The 18,884-nt window shown below is 72.5% G+C and carries 17 protein-coding genes; 9 read left to right on the top strand and 8 right to left on the bottom strand.

Annotated features, from left to right (window positions below; genetic code table 11):
* Positions 1–362 (top strand): hypothetical protein (locus AB0J36_RS07985; RefSeq protein WP_363660309.1); only part of this gene is annotated, 362 nt, incomplete at its 5' end.
* Between the two features lie 50 nt (positions 363–412).
* The gene (locus tag AB0J36_RS07990) at positions 413–640 is read left to right on the top strand and encodes a hypothetical protein (RefSeq protein WP_357119414.1); all 228 of its coding nucleotides are present in this window, start codon (positions 413–415) and stop codon (positions 638–640) included.
* Here the strand turns inward: AB0J36_RS07990 and AB0J36_RS07995 are convergent.
* Both AB0J36_RS07995 and AB0J36_RS08000 read right to left on the bottom strand, forming a co-directional pair.
* A complete protein-coding gene (locus tag AB0J36_RS07995; protein WP_357118138.1) occupies positions 625–1,557 on the bottom strand; it encodes an HNH endonuclease in 933 nt (310 codons plus the stop codon). The genes AB0J36_RS07990 and AB0J36_RS07995 overlap by 16 nt on opposite strands.
* Before the next feature lie 26 nt (positions 1,558–1,583).
* On the bottom strand, positions 1,584–2,228 hold the full coding sequence (locus AB0J36_RS08000; protein WP_357118135.1) for a hypothetical protein: 645 nt from the start codon (positions 2,226–2,228) through the stop codon (positions 1,584–1,586).
* A 162-nt stretch (positions 2,229–2,390) separates the two neighbouring features.
* On the opposite strand from AB0J36_RS08000, the gene AB0J36_RS08005 reads away from it, so the two are divergent.
* Positions 2,391–2,801, top strand: coding sequence for a hypothetical protein (locus AB0J36_RS08005; RefSeq protein ID WP_357118132.1), 411 nt, complete (start codon positions 2,391–2,393; stop codon positions 2,799–2,801).
* Positions 2,802–2,929: 128 nt separating this feature from the next.
* Here the strand turns inward: AB0J36_RS08005 and AB0J36_RS08010 are convergent, their stop codons facing one another.
* The gene (locus AB0J36_RS08010) at positions 2,930–4,708 is read right to left on the bottom strand and encodes an ABC transporter ATP-binding protein (protein ID WP_357398454.1); all 1,779 of its coding nucleotides are present in this window, start codon (positions 4,706–4,708) and stop codon (positions 2,930–2,932) included.
* Positions 4,709–4,801: 93 nt separating this feature from the next.
* Here AB0J36_RS08010 and AB0J36_RS08015 point away from each other — a divergent pair, with 93 nt between their 5' ends.
* Both AB0J36_RS08015 and AB0J36_RS08020 read left to right on the top strand, forming a co-directional pair.
* Positions 4,802–5,230 (top strand): MarR family winged helix-turn-helix transcriptional regulator, encoded by a 429-nt coding sequence (locus tag AB0J36_RS08015; protein ID WP_357118129.1) that lies wholly within the window; start codon positions 4,802–4,804, stop codon positions 5,228–5,230.
* A gap of 163 nt (positions 5,231–5,393) precedes the next feature.
* The gene (locus AB0J36_RS08020; protein ID WP_357398436.1) at positions 5,394–7,178 is read left to right on the top strand and encodes an N-acetylglutaminylglutamine amidotransferase; all 1,785 of its coding nucleotides are present in this window, start codon (positions 5,394–5,396) and stop codon (positions 7,176–7,178) included.
* Positions 7,179–7,224: 46 nt separating this feature from the next.
* Here the strand turns inward: AB0J36_RS08020 and AB0J36_RS08025 are convergent, their stop codons facing one another.
* The 3 genes from AB0J36_RS08025 to AB0J36_RS08035 form a co-directional block, all read right to left on the bottom strand.
* Complete coding sequence (locus tag AB0J36_RS08025) at positions 7,225–8,358, bottom strand: glutamate--cysteine ligase (protein WP_357169786.1); 1,134 nt, start codon at positions 8,356–8,358, stop codon at positions 7,225–7,227.
* Positions 8,359–8,449: 91 nt separating this feature from the next.
* The gene (locus AB0J36_RS08030; RefSeq protein ID WP_357398438.1) at positions 8,450–9,658 is read right to left on the bottom strand and encodes a sigma-70 family RNA polymerase sigma factor; all 1,209 of its coding nucleotides are present in this window, start codon (positions 9,656–9,658) and stop codon (positions 8,450–8,452) included.
* A 2-nt stretch (positions 9,659–9,660) separates the two neighbouring features.
* Positions 9,661–10,014 carry a YciI family protein gene (locus AB0J36_RS08035; protein ID WP_357118117.1) on the bottom strand — a complete coding sequence of 118 codons (354 nt, stop codon included), beginning with the start codon at positions 10,012–10,014 and terminating at the stop codon, positions 9,661–9,663.
* Positions 10,015–10,280: 266 nt separating this feature from the next.
* Between AB0J36_RS08035 and fxsA the strand changes: the two genes are divergently transcribed.
* The 3 genes from fxsA to AB0J36_RS08050 are packed head-to-tail and all read left to right on the top strand — an operon-like array spanning position 10,281 to position 13,380.
* A complete protein-coding gene (gene fxsA / locus AB0J36_RS08040; protein WP_357118114.1) occupies positions 10,281–10,472 on the top strand; it encodes an FxSxx-COOH cyclophane-containing RiPP peptide in 192 nt (63 codons plus the stop codon).
* 2 nt (positions 10,473–10,474) lie between these two features.
* Positions 10,475–11,686 (top strand): FxsB family cyclophane-forming radical SAM/SPASM peptide maturase, encoded by a 1,212-nt coding sequence (locus tag AB0J36_RS08045; protein WP_357118111.1) that lies wholly within the window; start codon positions 10,475–10,477, stop codon positions 11,684–11,686.
* The gene (locus AB0J36_RS08050; RefSeq protein WP_357398443.1) at positions 11,683–13,380 is read left to right on the top strand and encodes an HEXXH motif-containing putative peptide modification protein; all 1,698 of its coding nucleotides are present in this window, start codon (positions 11,683–11,685) and stop codon (positions 13,378–13,380) included. The genes AB0J36_RS08045 and AB0J36_RS08050 overlap by 4 nt, the downstream gene beginning before the upstream one ends.
* Positions 13,381–13,403: 23 nt before the next feature.
* On the opposite strand, the gene fxsT is transcribed toward AB0J36_RS08050, so the two are convergent.
* Positions 13,404–17,315 (bottom strand): FxSxx-COOH system tetratricopeptide repeat protein, encoded by a 3,912-nt coding sequence (gene fxsT, locus AB0J36_RS08055; RefSeq protein WP_357169777.1) that lies wholly within the window; start codon positions 17,313–17,315, stop codon positions 13,404–13,406.
* Positions 17,316–17,327: 12 nt separating this feature from the next.
* The gene (locus AB0J36_RS08060; protein WP_357169774.1) at positions 17,328–18,569 is read right to left on the bottom strand and encodes a TIR-like protein FxsC; all 1,242 of its coding nucleotides are present in this window, start codon (positions 18,567–18,569) and stop codon (positions 17,328–17,330) included.
* A 121-nt stretch (positions 18,570–18,690) separates the two neighbouring features.
* Here AB0J36_RS08060 and AB0J36_RS08065 point away from each other — a divergent pair.
* Positions 18,691–18,884 (top strand): hypothetical protein (locus AB0J36_RS08065; protein ID WP_363660310.1); only part of this gene is annotated, 194 nt, incomplete at its 3' end.

Consider the following 18,884-nt stretch of genomic DNA (forward strand, 5'->3'; position numbering starts at 1 on the left):
ATGCCGCCAACCACGACCGGGCCACCGGCGACGGCGTGAAGGTCGGCGGCCACCAGGCGTCCAGCGCCGTGGCTCAGGTGTATCGAGGAAGCCAACCCCTGCCGGCCGGCTACCCCGCCCGGCTGACGCCGTACGAGGTGCGGACCCGCGAGTTCGCCGCCCGCCGGCCCGGCGTCGACCCCGATGAGGTACGCGAGTTCCAGGCCCGCGTGGCCGACGAGCTGAGCACGCTGAACGAGACGGTACGGCTGCTCAGTCAGGAGAACACCCGGCTCGGACGGGCACTGCGCGACTGGCAGACCATGCATGCTCGGGAGTGCCGGCCGCCGCACGAGCAGCACCCCGACGTCCGCGACTGGTGACCTCGCGCCCCTCCCCCGGCGACCTGCTCGTCATCGACGGGCGAGCCTCGATGCAGTTCGCCGGGGAACGCGCCCTGACCTTCCGCGTCGTCTCAGTCTGCACCCGGCCGACCTACCAGGGCTGGGCCTGGTTGATCGGCTACGTCATCGACCGCCGAGGCGTCGCGACCGCCAAACGGGAGATCTTCGTTCAACTCATCGGCCTGACAGCGGCCGAGTCATCGCATGAGACCGGAGGGCGCTCAGCGCAGGCAAGACCGGATCAAGCCGCCCTGTAGACGGTGTCGAGATGCCATTCGAGGAAGTCAGCGCGTGGCCGATCGCTGCGTCGTTCCGGCAACGCGATCTGTTCACCAGCCTTCGCATAGAACTGGTCGCCGTTGCCGAACTCGCTGCGAAGCCGGGGACTGACCAGTAGGCGATGCTTCGGATCGACACCGAGGTAGCCACGGTCGAAGAGGATGTGCACGTCGGACTTGAGCAATAGGCCATTGTCCAGCCGATGCTCGCCGCCGAGCGGGAGCGGACGGATGTGCGCAGCCTGCAACACGGGCTGGACTCTGTTGCCGGTGATCGCACAACGCCGGCCGTAGGCCCCCAGGACCACCGCCTTGAACGACTGTTGCCCGAGCCGTTGGGGCACCAGCCGCGGATCGCCGTAGACGGGACCGGGGCGGTGCCACGGACCACTCAGGTCGACCGCCGCCGTCGTCCCGATCAGACGATGGATCAGCAGATCGAAGTACGCCGCAGCATCAGCGTCGGCCAGGTTGTAGGTCTTGCCCTGCACGACGTTCGGCGCGAATCGTGGCGGTGGATCAGCGGTCGACTCGTCGGGGAAGAAGGTCACGTCGCGGACGAAGATACAGCCGATGATCGGGTCCTCCCCGGCACCGATCGCCTGCTTGCGGTAACGCCCGACACTGCGGCGCATCTCGTCGATACTCGAGGCGCCGTTGGCTTCGCCGAAAAGGTCCCAGGCCTCGGAGATCCGCAGCTGGGTGAAGCCGCTGAAGAAGCCGCCGCCCACCACCCGGTTCAGCGGAGAGTGTGCCTTGAACAAGAAGGGCTCACCGGGCGTGAGAGCGCGGAAGGTGCCACCGGAGGGCCGCCAGAAGTTGACCTCGTTCAGCGCGGGCCGCTCGGCCAGATAGCGGTACCACCTCTCGTCGGTCACACCCACGAACGCCTTCACATCGAACAGCGTGCGTCAAAGTGGATCTAAAGACCACCATCTGAACGGTCACCAGCGGGCGCGTCGCGACGGCCACTGTCCTCAGGAACATCGTGCACGGGCACTGAGAGCGCGGCAGCCGTACCCGCTGGCCGGCTGAGCAGCGCCTGCCGCAGCGCCGCCGACTGCTCCACCGACCCACCGCGGACACCGAGGCTCCGTCGAGCCGCCCGGTAGTAGTCATCGCGGGCCTCGTTGACCCGGGCCAGCATCTCGGAGATGTCAGACGATGGATCGACGATGGATCGGGCGAGCCGTTCCACCTGCCAGACCGCATCGCGCCAGTTGGCGGCGGCGGCGACCGTCGGCTCGTCGCCGAGCAGCAACAGGTTCTCCCAGACGATGGTCCTTCGCGCGTCGGACTCGGCCAGCCGGGCCAGACCGCCCTCCCGGTCGATCGGGTGGCTATGCGACTCCGGCCGCAGGTCAGCCGTCATCCGCAGCGCCACCGCGTAACTCTCCTTGAGGGCGTGCGCGTAGTCGACGTACGCATCGAGCCGCCGCTCGTCCCAGCGGGTGCTTTGGCTGCGCCGCCACCGTGCGCGATCGGTCAGGGTAGTGGCGAGGATCGTGCCCAGGGTGCCGACCAGCACACCGAGAAGTGCCGGAAGCTGCGTCACGAATGTACCCACGACGCCGAGGTTGTCAGCACCGGGCAACCCGCGCCAGCCCCGACCCGATGGTCCAGATCAGGCACGGTCCGACTCCGAGCGCCGCCGACGCGTCCGGGACTGATGATCTAGGCTGACGCCCGTCGAGATGCGGGGCAGGAACTGAGTGGCAGGTGGGGAGCAGTGGGCGTCTCAGTAGCTCGCTTTCACGTGGATTCCGGCCCGAGTCCCCTGTTCGCCCGTGTCCATCAGGTGCTCACCGGAGTTCGACCGCTTCGGCTGCACGGGGCGCATCTGCGTCAGCGGGTCGATGGGCACGACGCTCCCCTAGCCGATCTGGAGAAGTTCGATCCGGAGGCATGGGAGCTCATTCTCGTGGAAGCACGGACAGACACCGGGAAGTTCGTGTCGACAACCTGGCGACGCCGCTATCCCGACGGGACCTGGTGGGTCGTGGTCGGATTTGGCGACACGGTCCGAACGCTCTACCGCGCCTCACCCACGAAGCAAGGACGAGGCGAGGGCATCGTGACGCATGGCCCTCTCTGGGAACTCGCCGATCGCGTGAACGCGCAGCTGATCCTCGACAGTTGATATTGGCCAGTCCTGCACCCCCGCGTCAGCTCCGGCGAGTCGCCAGGATGGTGAGGGTTTCCCGGCGTACGGCGACGGCCTCGCCCTCCCGGCGACGGTGGGCGAAGGACGGGCCGAGCGCGCGACGTTCAGGCCGCCAGCGCGGCGTAGCGGCCGTTGCGGTCCAACAGGCTGCCGTGGGTGCCGGCCTCGACGATGCGGCCGTGGTCGAGGACGGCGATCTGGTCGGCGTCGCGGACGGTGGAGAGGCGGTGGGCGATGGTGATGGTGGTACGACCCTGGGCGAGCACGTCGAACGCCCTCTGCACGGCGCGTTCGGTCTCGGTGTCCAGGGCGCTGGTGGCCTCGTCGAGGACCAGGATGCGCGGGTCGCGCAGCAGCGTACGGGCGATGGCGAGCCGTTGCTTCTCACCGCCGGAGAACCGGTGCCCACGGGAGCCGACCTCGGTGTCGTACCCGTCGGGGAGCGCGACGATGAGGTCGTGGATCTGGGCGGCGCGGGCGGCGGCCTCGATCTCGGCGTCGGTGGCGTCCGGCCGGGCGTAGCGCAGGTTCTCCCGGACGGTGGTGTGCAGCAGGTACGTCTCCTGGCTGACCACGCCGACGATCGCGGCCAGGTCGGCCAGGCGCAGGTCGCGCAGGTCGACGCCGTCGATGGTGACGCGGCCGGCGGTCGGGTCGTGCAGGCGGCTGACCAGGCCCGCGAGGGTGCTCTTGCCGGATCCGGTCTCGCCGACGAGGGCGAGGCTGGTGCCGGCGGGCACGTCGAGGGTGATGCCGGCGAGGGCGGCGGTGTCGCTGCCCGGGTAGCCGAAGGTGACGTCTTCCAGGCGCAGGTGACCCTGGACCCGGGCCGGGTCGAGGCGGACCGGTTCGGCGGGGTCGTCCACGTCGACCGGCAGGTCGAGGTATTCGAAGATGCGGGCGAACAGGGCCAGCGACGCGGTCAGCGACACGCCCACGTTGAGCAGGCCCATCAGCGGCCGGAACAGGCCGCCCTGCAGGGCGGTGAAGGCGACCAGGGTGCCGATGCTCAGTGTCCCGGCGGCGCCGGGCAGGCCAGCGGCGAGGTAGATGACGGCCGGTACGGCGGCGAAGATGATGCTCATCGAGGCCATCCGCCAGCGTCCGGCCAGCTCGCTGCGCAGCTCCAGGTCGACGAGCCGCTCCGAGGAGGCGGTGAACCGGTCGACCAGCGCGGGGCCGGTGCCGAGGGTCTTGGCGAGCTGCACCCCGCTGATGGACAGCCCCTCCTCCACCGTGACGTTGAGGTCGGCGAGTTCGCGTTGGCGCTGGGCGGTGATCTCGCGGCGCATCCGGGCGACCCGACGGGTCAGCCAGATGGCCGGTGGCAGCACCACGAGCGAGACCAGGGAGAGCTGCCAGGAGAGCGCGACCATCGCGACGGCGGTGGCGACCACGGTGGTGAGGTTGGCCGCGACGGCGGTGGCGGTGGACGTGACCACCGACTGCATGCCGCCGATGTCGTTGGTGATACGCGACTGCACCTCGCCGGTGCGGGTGCGGGTGAAGAAGCCCAGCGACTGCCGCTGGAGGTGACGGAACACGTCGGTGCGCAGCCGGTGCATGACCCGCTGCCCGACCTGGGTGGAGATCCAGGTCTGGACGACGCCGAGCGCGGCGGTCACGGCGGCGACGGCGACCATGCCGAGGACCAGCCAGACCAGCAGGGTCACGTCACCCTGCGGGAGGGCCCGGTCGATCACGGTACGGAGCAGGAACGGGCTCGCCATCGCGACGATCGAGGAGAGCACGATGATCGCGGTGACGACGGCCAGCGCGGGTCGGTGGGGGGTGAAGAGGCGGCCGATGCGGCGCAGGGACACCTGGCGTGCCTGCTCCTTCTCCTCGGCGCTGACGGTGCGGTGGCCGCGGTCGCGGCCCATCGGGGTGGGTTCCAAGGGGAACTCCTTCCGGAAGGATATGCTGAGGTTACCTCAACATGAGGGAACAACAGCATCGGCTGCTACCGTATTCCGGTGACCGAGGACACCACCGACAGCGGCGACGAGAGCCTGGCCGAGACGTTCTGGGCGGTCGCGTCCCGCCTGCGTCGGCAGACCCGCGAGTCACTGGCCCCGTGGGACGTCACCCCCAGCCAGGCCCGGGCGCTGGGCGTGCTCGGCCGGCACGGCGAGGTACGCCCCGGCACCCTCGCCGAGCACCTGCGCATCGCGCCCCGCTCGGCCACCGAGGTCGTCGACGACCTCCAGGCCCGAGGGCTCGTCGAGCGGCGACCCGACCCGGCCGACCGGCGGGCCACCCTGGTCGCGCCGACCGCCGAGGGCACCCGGGTCAGCGCCGCCATCCGGGCCGCCCGCCGCGCCGAGGCGGACCGCTTCTTCGGCCACCTCCCCGACACCGACCGGGCCGAGCTGGCCCGCATCCTGCGCACCCTGCGCACCTGATGTAAGGAAGGGCACCTTATTAACGCCTGGTGTATAAGAAGGGGCCCTTCCTTACATCAGGGCTCTGGTTTACCTGGCTTGTGTGCGGGTAGCCAGCCGCCCCGTTCGTCGCTGCGGCGGGACCGGCCGCCACCGCGCCGGGAAGCGCGACAGGAGACGCCCGATGTGCGGGATCAGCGGAGAGGCACGCTTCGACGGCCGACCGCCCGACGCGGCGGCGGTCACCCGGATGACCGAGGCGATGCGCTCCCGCGGACCGGACGCCGAGGGCCTGCTGACCGACGACTGGGTGACCCTCGGGCACCGCCGGTTGACCATCATCGACCTGTCCGACGCCGGCGCCCAGCCGATGGCGCGCGACGATCTGGGCCTGGCGCTGGTCTTCAACGGCTGCGTCTACAACTACCCGGAGCTGCGCGAGGAGCTACAGAACGCCGGGTACGCCTTCAGATCCACCAGCGACACCGAGGTGATCCTGGTGGCGTACGCGCACTGGGGCGAACGTTTCGTCGACCACCTGGTCGGCATGTTCGCGATCGGCCTGGTCGACCGGGTCCGGCGACGCCTCGTGCTGGCCCGCGACCGGCTCGGCATCAAACCGCTCTACCTCGCCGAGAGTCCCGGACGGCTCCGGTTCGCCTCCACCCTGCCCGCGCTACTGCGCGCCGGGGACGTCGACACCGGCATCGATCCGGTGGCGCTGCACCACTACCTGTCCTGGCACTCCATCGTGCCCGCGCCGCGGACCGTGCTGCGCGGCGTCCGCAAGCTGCCACCGGCCACCCTGCGGATCGTCGAGGCCGACGGGCGCAGCCGGGAGCAGGTGTACTGGCAACCCGACTACGTGCGGGAACCCGCCGACGCGCGGATGGACGCCGCCGACTGGCGGGCCGCCGTCGGGGACGCGCTGCGCACGGCGGTACGCCGCCGGCTCGTGGCCGACGTCCCGGTCGGTGTGCTGCTCTCCGGCGGTCTGGACTCCAGCCTCATCGTGGCGCTGCTCGCCGAGGCCGGTCAGGCGCACCTGCGCACGTTCAGCATCGGCTTCGACAGTCGGGGCGACGAGTCCGGCGACGAGTTCCACTACTCCGACCTGGTGGCCCGCGCGTACGACACCGACCACCAGCGGATCCGGCTCGCCGACGACGACCTGGCGCCCGCCGTCCGCAACGCCGTGCGGGCCATGACCGAGCCGATGGGCAGCCACGACGTGGTCGCCTTCCACCTGCTGTCGGAACAGGTGGCGAAGCACGTGAAGGTGGCCCAGTCCGGGCAGGGCGCGGACGAGGTGTTCGCCGGCTACGGCTACCACCAGCCGCTGGTCGACGCACCTCGGCACGGTGCCGCCGAGACGTTCGCGGCGGCGTTCTTCGACCGGGACCACGATGGGCTGCGTGCCGTCGTCGGCCCGGCGTACGCGCTGGACCACGACGCCAGCCGGGACCTGCTCGCCGGGCATCTCGACGCGCCCGGGGCGCAGACCGCGCTGGACGCGGTGCTGCGCCTGGACACCCACCTGATGCTGCCCGACGACCCGGTCAAGCGGGTGGACAGCATGAGCATGGCGTGGGGGTTGGAGGTGCGCACGCCGTTCCTCGACCAGGACCTGGTGGCCCTCGCCGCGCACTGCCCGCCGGAGCACAAGGTGGCGCAGGGCGGCAAGGGTGTGCTCAAGGAGGTGGCCCGGGAGGTGCTGCCGGCCGAGGTGATCGACCGGCCGAAGGGTTACTTTCCGGTGCCGGCGCTGCGCAACGTGGACGGACCGGTGCGCGAACTGGTCGCGGAGGCGTTGCAGGCCCCGGCGGCGCGCGAGCGAGGCCTCTTCCGCCCCGAGTACGTCTCGCGTCTGCTCGCCGAGCCGGACCGGGCCGAGGCGGCCGCCGGCAGCAACAAGCTGTGGCAGCTCGGCCTGCTGGAGCTGTGGCTGCAGACCCACGGCATCACCTGAGCCACCGCCGACTCCTGCAGCGCGGAAACGGGAGCGGCCCGGTCCGTCAGGCGGCGGCGGTCTGGGCGGCGAGGTCGTCGATGACGGCACGCAGGTCGCCGGTGTCGTCGAGCACCCGGCGCTGTCGGGTCGCGCCGGTGCCGTCGCGGCGCAGCCGGGCCAGTTGGGCCAGGACGTAGCCGAGGTCGCCGTGCCGCAGCAGCGCCGGGGCGATCGTCGCCATCAGGTCGTCGACCAGGTCCCAGGCCGGGCGGGCGCCGCCGGCCCGCAGGTCGATCAGCTCGCCGTCGAGGCCGTCGTGGGCGGCCCGCCAGTGCGCCGCGGCGACGAGGCAGTCGCGCACTCCCGGGGCGGGCACACCGGCGCGTACGTCGTCGGCGAGCGTCGCGACCAGGCTGCGGACCAGGGCGGCGACCAGCACCGCGTCGTCCACCGTCGGGCAGACGTCGCCGACGCGCACCTCGACGGTCGGGTACGCCGACGACGGCCGGGCGTACCAGTACACCATCGCGGCGTCCAGCATGACGCCGGCGGCGATCAGCTCGTCGACCGTGCGGTCGTAGTCGGTGACCGACTCGAAGTACGGGGTGGGGCCGATGCTGGGCCAGCGTTCCAACTGCATCGACCGCCAACTGGCGTGGCCGGTGTCGTACCCGTCGTGCAGCGGCGAGTTGGTGGTGAGGGCCTGCACCACCGGCAGCCACACCCGCAGGTGGTTGCAGACCTGCACGGCCAGTTCCCGGTCCGGCAGCCCGACGTGCACGTGACACCCGCAGACGGCCGGATCGTGTGCCACCGGCCCGTACCGGCGCGACATGGCGTGGTAGCGCGGCTCGTCGGGCACCGTCCGGTGCGGCTCGGCCACCGGCGTCGCTCCGACGGCGACGAGCCGGGCCCCGGCCCGGGCGGCGGCCTCGACGGCCGATCGCCGCAGCGCCACCAGGTGGGTACGGAGTTCGTCGAGGTCGGCGCAGACCGGGGTGACCATCTCGACCATGCTGTGCCGGAACTCCTGGCGGCTCTGGTCGCGGGCCGGGCCGCGCAGGGCGGCCCGCACCTCGTCGGCGACCGCCAGGTTGCCGCCGCTGGCCGGGTCGAGCAGCAGGAACTCCTCCTCGACGCCGAGGGTGAGGGTGCCGAGGTCGGCAACGGCGTCGACGGTCGCCGGTCGGTACGCCATCTCCGCCTCCATCCACTGCTGCGGCCACGGGCGGGCAGCCGGGCCGACGGGCGGCTCGGTTTCCCGGCGCGGGCGGTCGGCAAACGCGCGGTCAGCCCGCGGCCAGCGCCGCCGCCCGCGCGGTGAGGAAGGCCCGTTCGGCCGCGTTGTCCGTCAACGCCACGGCCGTCCGGTACGCCTCGACAGCCTCGGCGTCGCGGCCGAGCCGGGCCAGCAGGTCGGCGCGGACCACGTGCCGCACGTGGTATCCGGGCAGGTCGAGCCGGTCCACCTCGTTCAGCGCCACGGCCGCGCCGGCAACCTCGGCGAGCGCGACGGCCCGGTTCAGCGCCACCACCGGGCCCGGGGCGACGACCGTGAGCTGGTCGTACAGCGTGAGGATCTGTCCCCAGTCGGTGTCGGCGGCGCGGGGCGCGACGCTGTGCACGGCGGCGATCGCGGCCTGGATCTGGTACGGCCCCGGCCGGCCGCGGCGCAGGCAGCGGCGCACCAGCGCCTGCCCCTCGGCGACGAACGCGGCGTCCCACCGGCTCCGGTCCTGCTCGGGCAGCGGCACGAGGTCACCGCCGACGGTGGTGCGGGCGACTCGGCGGGATTCGGTGAGCAGCATCAGCGCGAGCAATCCCAGCGCCTCCGGCTCGTCCGGCATCAGCTCGACGAGCAGCCGGGCCAGCCGGATCGCCTCGGCGCACAGGTCGGCGCGGACCAGGTGCGGGCCGGCGCTGGCCGTGTAACCCTCGTTGAAGATCAGGTACAGCACCGCGAGGACGCCGTGCAGCCGGTCGGGCAGGTCGGCGTCGCTCGGCACCCGGTACGGGATGCGCGCGTGGCGGATCTTCGACTTGGCGCGGACCAACCGCTGCGCCATGGTCGCCTCCGGCACCAGGAACGCGCGGGCGATCTCGGCGGTCCGCAGGCCACCGAGCAGACGCAGGGTGAGCGCGACCCGGGTGGCCGGCGCGAGCGCCGGATGACAGCAGGTGAAGATCAGACGGAGCTGGTCGTCGCGCACGGGCCCCTCCTCGGCGGGTGGGTCGGGGGCGTACAGCAGGGCCGCCTGGGCGTGCCGGTCGGCGCGGGTCGCCTCCCGACGCAACCGGTCGATGGCCTGGTTACGGGCGGTGGTGATGACCCAACCGGCCGGGCTGGCTGGTGGGCCGCTGGTCGGCCACCGCCGCAGCGCGATCGTGAAGGCGTCCTGCACGGCCTCCTCGGCGAGGTCGATGTCGCCGAGGAGGCGCACCAGGACGGCGACCGCGCGGCCGTACTCGGCGCGGAACACCGCCTCCACGTCGGGCACGGTCACCCTCCGGCGGCGGACCGGAAGGGGCGGACCTCGATCGGCAGGGTGGTGGCCAGCGCGTAACGGCGGCCCCAGCGCAGGGCCGCGTCCAGGTCCGGAACGTCGATGATGGTGACCCCGCCGAGGTGCTCCTTGCCCTCCACGAACGGCCCGTCGGTGACCAGAACGTCGCCGTCGCGGGGACGCAGCACGGTGGCGGTCTCCGGCCCGTGCAGGCCCTGACCGAACACCCACGACCCGTCCGCGACGAGCTCGTCCCGCAGTTCACCGACCTCGCGCATGACCTGGGCCAGGAACTCCGGCTCCGGTGTCCCGCCGTTGGGCTGGTGCATGCTGAGCAGATAGAGCGCCATCGTTCCTCCTCGCGAGCGGTGGGTCGACGTGACGTCGACCCCTCATCTTCCACACGAACGGCGACCGCCCACATCGACAGGCCGATCGGCCCGGTATCGGCCCGCCGACGCCGACGGGCCGTGGCGGTACGCCAGGTAACGGCACGGTGGCCAGCGCGTACGGGGTACGGTGTCGCGCCCTCGCGGGTCGGCTGCGATGGTGTAGAAAGGCGGAGTGAGCGCAGCGGTGACTCAGGTGCCGGTCTTCGAGCGAAGGACGGTCCACCGTGGCTGACCACGACCAGCCGCCCATCCCGCACGCTGTCGGCACCGCGCTGGTGCAGCTCGGCGACGTACCCCTGGCGGACCTGTTGGCCGGTGCCGGTGACGGCGTCCTGGCGCACGTGCTGGGCGCGCTGGCCGCCGAGGGCGAGCCGGGTCGGCCCGGCGACGTGTCGGCCTTCGAGTCGAGCTTCTGACCGTGCCGGCCGACGCCCCGCCGTCGGCCACCCGAGACCGCCCTGCCGTGGCCACGCCGCACATCCGGCAGGTGGTGCTGAAGGTCCACTCGCGGTGCAACCTGGCCTGCGACTACTGCTACGTCTACCGCCACGCCGACCAGGACTGGCGGTCCCGGCCCCGGATCATGGCCCCCGGGACCGTGAGCCGGGTCGCCGACCGGCTCGCCGCCCATCTGGCCCGGCACGGCGCCGACCGCGTCCGGGTGGTGCTGCACGGCGGTGAGCCGCTGCTCGCCGGTCTCGCCGTGCTCGACCGGACGGTCCGCACGCTGCGGGCCGCGCTGCCCACCGGGGTCACGCTCGATGTCGCGATGCAGACCAACGGGCTGCTGCTCGACGAGGCGGCGCTCGACCTGTGCCACACGCACGGCATCGACGTCGGCGTGAGCGTGGACGGTGACCGTACGGCCAACGACCGTCACCGCCGTCACGCCGATGGGCGCGGCAGCTACGCCGAGGTGGCCAGGGCGCTGCGCCTGCTGGCCCGACCCGAACACCGCGCCCGCTACGCCGGTCTGCTGTGCACCGTGGACCTGGCCAACGATCCGGTCACCGTCTACGAGGGCCTGCGGGAGTTCGACCCGCCCCGGCTGGACCTGCTGCTCCCGCACGGCAACTGGAGCGCTCCCCCACCCGGGCGTCACCCCGACGACCCCGCCACCCCGTACGCGGACTGGCTGATCGCCGTCTTTGACCGCTGGTACGCCGAGCGGCCCCGGCGGACCGGCATCCGACTCTTCGAGTCGCTGATCGCGCTGCTGCTGGGCGGTCGCAGCGGCACGCAGGCGCTGGGCGTCACCGATCCGGATGTCATGACGATCGAGACCGACGGCACCATCGAGGGCACCGACACGCTCAAGACCACCAGCGCCGCGGCGATGCGGACCGGCTTCGACGTCTTCCGGCACAGCTTCGACGACGCGCTGCGGCACCCGTCGCTGGCGGGGCGTCCCACCGGGATCGCGGCGCTCGCCCCGGCCTGCCGGGCCTGCCCGGTCGTCGGCGTCTGCGGCGGCGGCCTGTACGCGCACCGGTTCCGCGACGGCGACGGCTTCACCCACCCCTCGGTCTACTGTGCCGACCTGTTCCGGCTGATCCGGCACGTGCAGGAGAGGGTGACCGCCGACCTGGCGGCGCTGCGCGATCGGAGCGTGCCGGCGGTACGCCCGTGACGGGCCCGTTGACGGCGAGACAACTCGCCGGGCTGGCCGCCGGCCACGGTGACGCCGACACCATCGCCGTGTTGCGCGGCGGGCAGCTCGGTCGCCGCCGGCTGCTGACCGTGGCCGCGGCCCGCGCCTGCCGCGACCAGCCGCTGGTGCGGCAGAGTCTGGAGCTGCTCACCCGGGCCGAGCACGCCGAACCGGCGACGGTCGCCGCGGTGCTGGCCCATCCACCGGTGACCGGTTGGGCCCGCGCCGCGCTCGACGGCGCGGCCGGCCCCACCTATCTGGCGACGCTCGCCACGGCGGCGGCGGTCCGCGCCGGCCTGACGTTCACGCTGACGCTGCCCCGCCCGGCCGACGGTGTGCTGCCGCTGCCGACCGTCGGGGCGGCGACGGGCCTGCACGCCGATGGCGCGATCCGACTGCGCGGCGCGACCGGCACGCTGCGGATCGACGGCGGCGCGGACGACGGCGGAGTGTGCGTCGACGCCCGCGCCGGTCGGCTGCTGGACGCGGGCGACGGCGGGATCGAGTGGCAGCCGGCACGCCGGACCGTGCCGTTCGACGCGGCCGGGGTGCTCGTCGACGACCAGGACCCGTGGCGCGACTGCTACCACCGGCCGTCCGCGCCACGGCTGGACGACGCGGGGGCGGCCCGGCTGGACCGTCTCGCCGCCGGGGCCGGGCAGTGGCTGCGCGAGCACCTTCCGGCGCACGTCGACGCGCTGGCCGGGCTGCTGCGCTCGCTCGTGCCGCTGCGTCCGCCGCCCTCGGGCAACCCGGTGAGCGCCACCAGCAGGGACGCGCTGGGGGCCATCGCGCTCTCCGTGCCGGCCGACGCGCAGACCCTCGCGTTGCTGCTCGTGCACGAGGCGCAGCACACGAAACTCGGCGCGCTCCTCGACCTCGTCCCGCTGCACAGCGAGGGTGGGCCGGCGCGCTACCGGGCGCCGTGGCGGCTGGACCCGCGCCCGGTCGGCGCGCTGCTCCAGGGCGCGTACGCCCACCTCGGGGTGGCCGAGGTGTGGCGGCAGCGCCGGCACGAGGGCAGCGCCGCCGCGTTCGAGTACGCGTACTGGCGGGAGCAGACCGTCCGCGCGGTCCGGCAGCTCGCCGGGGCGACCGAGCTGACCGCGGTCGGCCGGTCGTTCGTGACCGACATGGCCCGCACGTTGCACGGCTGGCGTGACCCGCTCGACGGCCCGGTCGAGGCCGCCGCGCGGGACGTCGCGGACGCCGGCGCGGTGCGCTGGGGCCTGGCCAACCTGCGGCCCGACCCGGACGGGGTGGCCCGCCTGGCGCGCGCGTGGCGACACGGCGTGCCACCGGCTCTCGACGGCTCACCGTCGACGGTCGTCCCGGCCCCGGCCCGGCCCGCTCTCACCGTGGCCAGTGGCCCCGAGGCCGCCGTCCGCCACCGGCTCCTGGGCGGCGGCGGGCCGCACCGGTCGAGCCCGAGCGACCAGGCGTACGCGGCGGGCAACTGCGAGGACGCGTTGGCCGGGTACCGGCGACGGCTCGCGGCCGACTCCGGCGATGTCGACGCCTGGGTGGGACTCGCCCTGGCCGCCCACCGCACCGGGCAACCGGCGGCGGCACGGATGCTGACCCGCCGGCCCGAGGTGGTGCGGGCGCTCAGCCAGAGCCTCGTGGACGCCGACCCGCTCGCCCTCGCCGCGTGGCTGGCGGCGGCCACCTGACCGACCGCGCCTTGAAACAGGACCTAGAGCAGCGCCGGTTCGATGTAGGCGTTGGAGCGTTCCCGCTGGCGGGCCTGCACCACCCGGGGATTGTCGCCGCCGAAGAGCTGCACGAGTTGCCCGAACGCCTCGTCGTAGAGCGCCCGGCCGGCGTCCGCCTCGCTCTCGGTGCCCTGGCGGCTCAACGCGAGGTTGACCGACGCCGAGAGGGTGTCCGGGTGCTCGGCGCCGAACGCCCGGGTCAGCTCCACGTACGCGGTGGTGTCCAGCAGCAACGCGCTCTCCCGGTCACCGAGGGCGAACAGGTCGTTGGCCAGGTTGAGGGTGGCCAGCAGGGTGTGCGGGTGCCGCTCGCCGAGGTTGGCCAGCAACTGGTCGCGGACCCGCTGGGACAGCTCCCGGGCCTGGGCGTGGTCGCCCTGCTTGCGCAGCAGCACGCCGAGGTTGTTGAGGCAGGCCAGGCTGATGGCGTGCGAGTCGCCGAGCACAGCGTTGTAGCTGATGCTCAGGCGGCGTGCCAACCGTAGGGCGGTCTGGTTGTCACCCACCGCCGACCAGGTCGTGGCGAGGGCCATCTCGGCCGAGAGGGTGTCGGCGTGCTCGGCGCCGAGGGTGCGCTGGTAGCGGACCACCGTCCGCTCGATCAGCCGGTGCGCGTCGGTGAAGCGGCCGAGCTGACGCAGCGTGAGCGCCAACTCCTTGGCAGTCCGCAGGGTCTCCGGATGGTCCGGTCCGTTCACCTTCTGCTGGCTGGTGTACGCGCGTTGCAGGACGCTGTGCGACCGCCACAGCTCGCCGGTGTCGCGCAGGCCGCGCCCGTAGTTGCTGGCCGAGGCCAGGGTGGACGGGTCCTCCTCGCCGAAACGGTCCCGCCGTCGCTCGTGGATGTGCTGGTCGAGCGCGGCCGCGTTACGGAAGTCACCGACCAGCCGCAGCGACACGGCGAGGTTGTTCTCGGCGATCAGCGTACGGCCGCTGTCGTCGCCGAAGCTGCGCACGCTCAACTCCAGCGTGCGCCGGTCCTGCGCCTCGGCCTCGTGGTAGAGCCCCTGGGCGCGCAGGTCCGCGCCGACGCTGCGGGCCGTCATCAGGGTGTAGAGGTGATCCTCGCCGAAGATCCGCCGCTGCCGCTCGTAGACGTCCCGGTCGATCTCGTACGCCCCGTCGAAGTTGCTCTGCGCGCGCAGCACGTTCGCCAGGTGAAAGCGCATGCGCAGCCGGGTGGGGTCGTCCTCGTCGGTGTCGCGCCACCCGGTCAGCGCATCCTCGGCGAGGGTGCGGCTGCTGTCGTAGTCGCCCCGCCGGTAGAGGTAGCGCACGATGTCCACGACGAGCTGACGCGCCTCGTCCAGGGTGGACAGGTGCAGGCCGCTGGGGCGTACGTGCGGCCACAGCTCGGCGTACTCGGGCCAGTTGACCGGCTTGTCGGGGTCGCGGGGGTTGGCGGCGGCGAGCAGCAGTTGGGCCTGCCGGCGGGCCTCGTCGGGATCGCTGAGCTGGTCCTGGATGACCAACTGGACCAGCCGGTGGATCCGTACCGTGTTGTTCTCGGCGTCGACCTGGGCCAGGCCGTAGCGACCCAGCTCGGCGGTGACCAGGCCCTGCAGGATCGGGTCGGTGAGCGTCGGATCGATCGGCGCCATGAAGCTGGCGAAGCGGTCACCGGTGAGCATGGCGACCGGGATCGGCTCCGGCGCGTAGAACGAGCACAGCTCCAGCAGCCGGGCGGCGGCCGGCTTCTCCTCGCGCAACTGACCGAGGGTGAACAGCCAGGTGGCGGCGAGCGCCTTGGAGTAGCCGGCGGACTGCCGGCCGTCGAGGATGCGCAGCAGGCCGGGCGTGTCCAGCGAGTTCAGGTACTTCTCGACCTGCATGGCGCTGGCCCGCAGGTACGCGGCGCCCTGCTCGACCGCGAGCGGCAGGTCGCCGAGCTTCTCGGCCACCTGGGTGGCCTCGGCCTCACTGAGTCCGCGAACCCGGTCCCGCAGCAGTTGGACGCTCTCGGCGCGGTCGAAGACGGTCAGCTCGGTCGCGGTGGCGTACTCGCTCCAGCTCTGGTCGCGGGTCGTGAGCAGGACGTGGCCGGGGCCCTGCGGCAGTAGCGCGCGGGTGGCGTGGGTGGGCTTGTCGACGTTGTCCAGGATGATCAGCCAGCGCTGGTCGGGCCCGGCGCGGCGCAGCGCGTCGAGCACCCGTCGGGCCGCCTCGGCGCCACCGCCGGTGCCCAGCCCCATCGCCTGCCCGAGGTCGCCGAGGCCGCCGCGGATGCGGTCCTCGCTGTCCGCCGGGATCCACCAGACCAGGTCGTACCCGCGGCCGAAGCGCAGCGCGTACTCGGCGGCGAGCTGGGTCTTGCCCACACCGCCGAGGCCGTGCACGACCTGGATGGCCGAGTCCGGCGAGGTGGTGAGCCGGTCGCGTAGCGCTTCGAGTTGGGCGGCGCGACCGACGAACGGGGTGCCGTGCTGGCGGACGTTGGAGATCGCCGGGAACGGGCCGGGGAAACGGCCGACCGCGCGACCGCCGGCCATGGCGGTCGTCCCGCCGGCGGCATCCAGTAGGCGGGTTCGCGCGGTGGACGGGTCGACGTCGGTGAGGTCCACCGGGCTGTGGTCGCTGTACGGCATCGTCAGCCGCGACTCGTCGACGCGCAGCGGCACCAGCACGCCCGCGCCGCCGAGCTGGTCCCGGCCGGTGGCGTTCTTCCACACCTCGCCGGCGAGGGGCGTGCTGGCGTAGTGCCGGGTGAGGACGGCCAGCACCCGGCTCGCGCCGCTGACGGCCCGGTCGAACTCGGCCCGCCCGCCGGAGAGCACCGGCACGTCCAGCGCGCGACGATCCACCCGCAGCCCGGCGTCCTCCAACTGGTCGGTGATCCACTCGGCCCAGAGCCGGTCTGCCGAGGCGTAGCTGAGCAGCACGGCCTGCTCGGCGGTGAGCCGGCTGCGCTCGAATTCGGTCAGCGAACGGCGTCGGTCCGCCTCGCCGATCGGGTGCAACTGGGTGACGCGCCCGTCGGTGATCACCGAGGCGAGTTGCTCGTACGCGGCCAGCAGGGTGCCGACCTGCTCGGGCCGGTCACCGAACGCGGCGAGGATCTCCTCGTAGGCGTAGAAGGTGCGGTAGGGCACCTCGATGGTGTTCCAGTAGCGGGCGGCCGCCGCCTCCGAGAGGTGGTCGAGGAACGGGGCGAACTCGGTCCGTACCAGGTCGCGCCCGGTCTCCAGCTTGCGCAGCTCGGCGTCCTCGACGCGCATCGGCACCGGCAGCAGCAGCGGCGGGTCGTCCGGGCGCTGGCTGCGGATCGAGCGGGCCACCGCCGCCGCTCCCCGGATGCTCTGGGTGGACATGGTGAAGCAGTTGACCACCAGGTCGGGCAGTTGCACGGTGCAGATGCCGGCCACGTCACTGAGGCCGGTGCGGCTGTCGATCAGCACCACGTCGTACTCGGCGCGCATCTGCGCCCGGACCGCGTCGATGAACGACGCGCCGCCCTGGCGCTCGTAGAAGTTGGCCCAGTCGAAGGTGCTCACCAACCGGGAGTACGCCGAGTCCTGCTGGCCGGCGGCCACGAAGTCGATCACGCCGCCGTGGCTGAAGTCCCAGTTCAGCGAGACCGCACGACGTTGGATCTTGGCGTGGCCGGTGAGGAGTTCCTGGGAGTCCTCGTCCCGGTTGCGCTGCATCGTGGCGATCGAGTAATCCCAGATCATCTCGATGACGCCCGGGGTGGCCCGCAGCTCCTTGTCCCGCAGGAACGGGTGGAAGTAGCGGTGCAGACCCGGAGACTCCAGGTCCCAGTCGACGACCAGCACCTGCAGGCCCTGACTCGCGAGGATCCAGGCCACGTTGGCCAGCGCCATCGTGCGGCCGGTGCCACCCTTGTACGAGTAGAAGGTCACGATCTGGCCGCGTGCCGTCTCGTTCAGCGCCATGACGTGTCTCCCCTAGGGACCTTCGAGGATCGGGCGGGTACCGGGGCCGTCGGTGGGCGGCTCCTGGTAGACGGTGCCCGTACGGTAGATCCGGCCCTGTTCGACGACCAGCACGTCCTCCAACTCCTCCTGGAAGCGCGCGCAGGTCGCGATCTCGGTGCGCCACACGTCGCGGGTGCTGTGCAGCACGTGGTACGGGAGCACCCGGGCCAGGGTGTCCCACATCTTGCGGTTGCCACCGGCGGCGGCGTCGTCGGCCGCCGTCCACGGCACCAGCACCGGCGCACGCGGCCCGGTCACCTCGCGGTCGTGACGCATCAGGCTCTGCCGGTAGCGCGGCAGGTCGGCGGACCAGACGTCGACCACCAGCACGACGATCTGGTTGTGCGCCAGCGCCCACTCCCGCACCGCCGCCAACTCCTCGGCGTCCTCCACCGTCCAGCCGTAACTCTTGGTGGTGGCGATGGCCCCGGCCCAGCTGCCGATGGGCACCTCCAACTCGGGCTGGTACGGACGCCAGTCCCGGGAGATCGCGCCGTACCGGTCCTCGGCTCCGGGGCGACTGCCGGCGACCTCGGCGGAGCTGCCGGCGACCAGGACGATGTGCACGTGCCGTGCGCTGGTGGCCCGCTGCACCGCCGTCGTCACGGCGGCGCCGTGGTGCGCCTGCGGCCGTGGCGGCAGGTCGAAGGCGCTCGTCACCTTGGACAGCACCGGGCGCTGCGCGGGCCGCTGGAGCTGGTGGTCCCGGGCGGTCTGCACGATGTGCTTGGCGAGCGCGTCGACGAAGTCCTCGTAGTCGTCCTCGTGCCGTTTGCGCTGCTTGAGGGTGAGCAGGCCGTCCTGCGCGTACGCGGTGCCGGTCGGGAAGTTGCGGTACTGGTAGCCGGCGACCGCCGCGGGCAGCTTGTCGCACGGGATCCACTGGACCGGCACGATCGCGGGTGGACGGACCTTGAACAGCCGCTCGTGCTCGTCGATCCGGTCGGCGAAGACCCGGAACTCCCGACCGCAGTAGTCGCTGACGACGTACCGGGGCGAGGTGAGCGCGATCAGACAGGCGCTGGTGGACAACGCATCGGACAGCGTGTCCGTCCACGTGCTGCCGAGCAGGATCTGCCCGTCGATGAAGCCCGCCTCGTCCCAGCGGACGGCGGCCAGCCCGGCCACCGCGTCACTGAGATCGCCGAAGAACTTCTGGATCTGACCGTTGCGGTTGTCCTCTTGGGCGTAGCTCAGGAAGAAAAGTGGCACGCCCGCCTCCGCTTACGGGTTCCACGACCGGTAGGCACAGTATAAGACCGTCGATGCCAGCCCACCCGAGCCGCGATCATCAGCGCGGGCGCGCGGAGAGTCGTATGCCCGACGCTTTCGGGTGGCCGACGAAGTGGCGTACGCGGAGACGACCGTGGCCGGCCCGGTCTTCGGCGGGACCGGGCCGGCCTCGGCCCTGGGTACGACCCGCGCCGGCCCCGTCCGCTGGGACCACCCCGGCCGCCCCGGCGGCCCCGGCACGGGGAGGAGGGCACAGAACCCCGAGGGTTGGCGGCCGGAGCCCGGGCACCCCGC

The sequence above is a fragment of the Micromonospora sp. NPDC049662 genome (assembly GCF_040675055.1).
In the GTDB taxonomy this organism is placed as follows: domain Bacteria; phylum Actinomycetota; class Actinomycetes; order Mycobacteriales; family Micromonosporaceae; genus Micromonospora.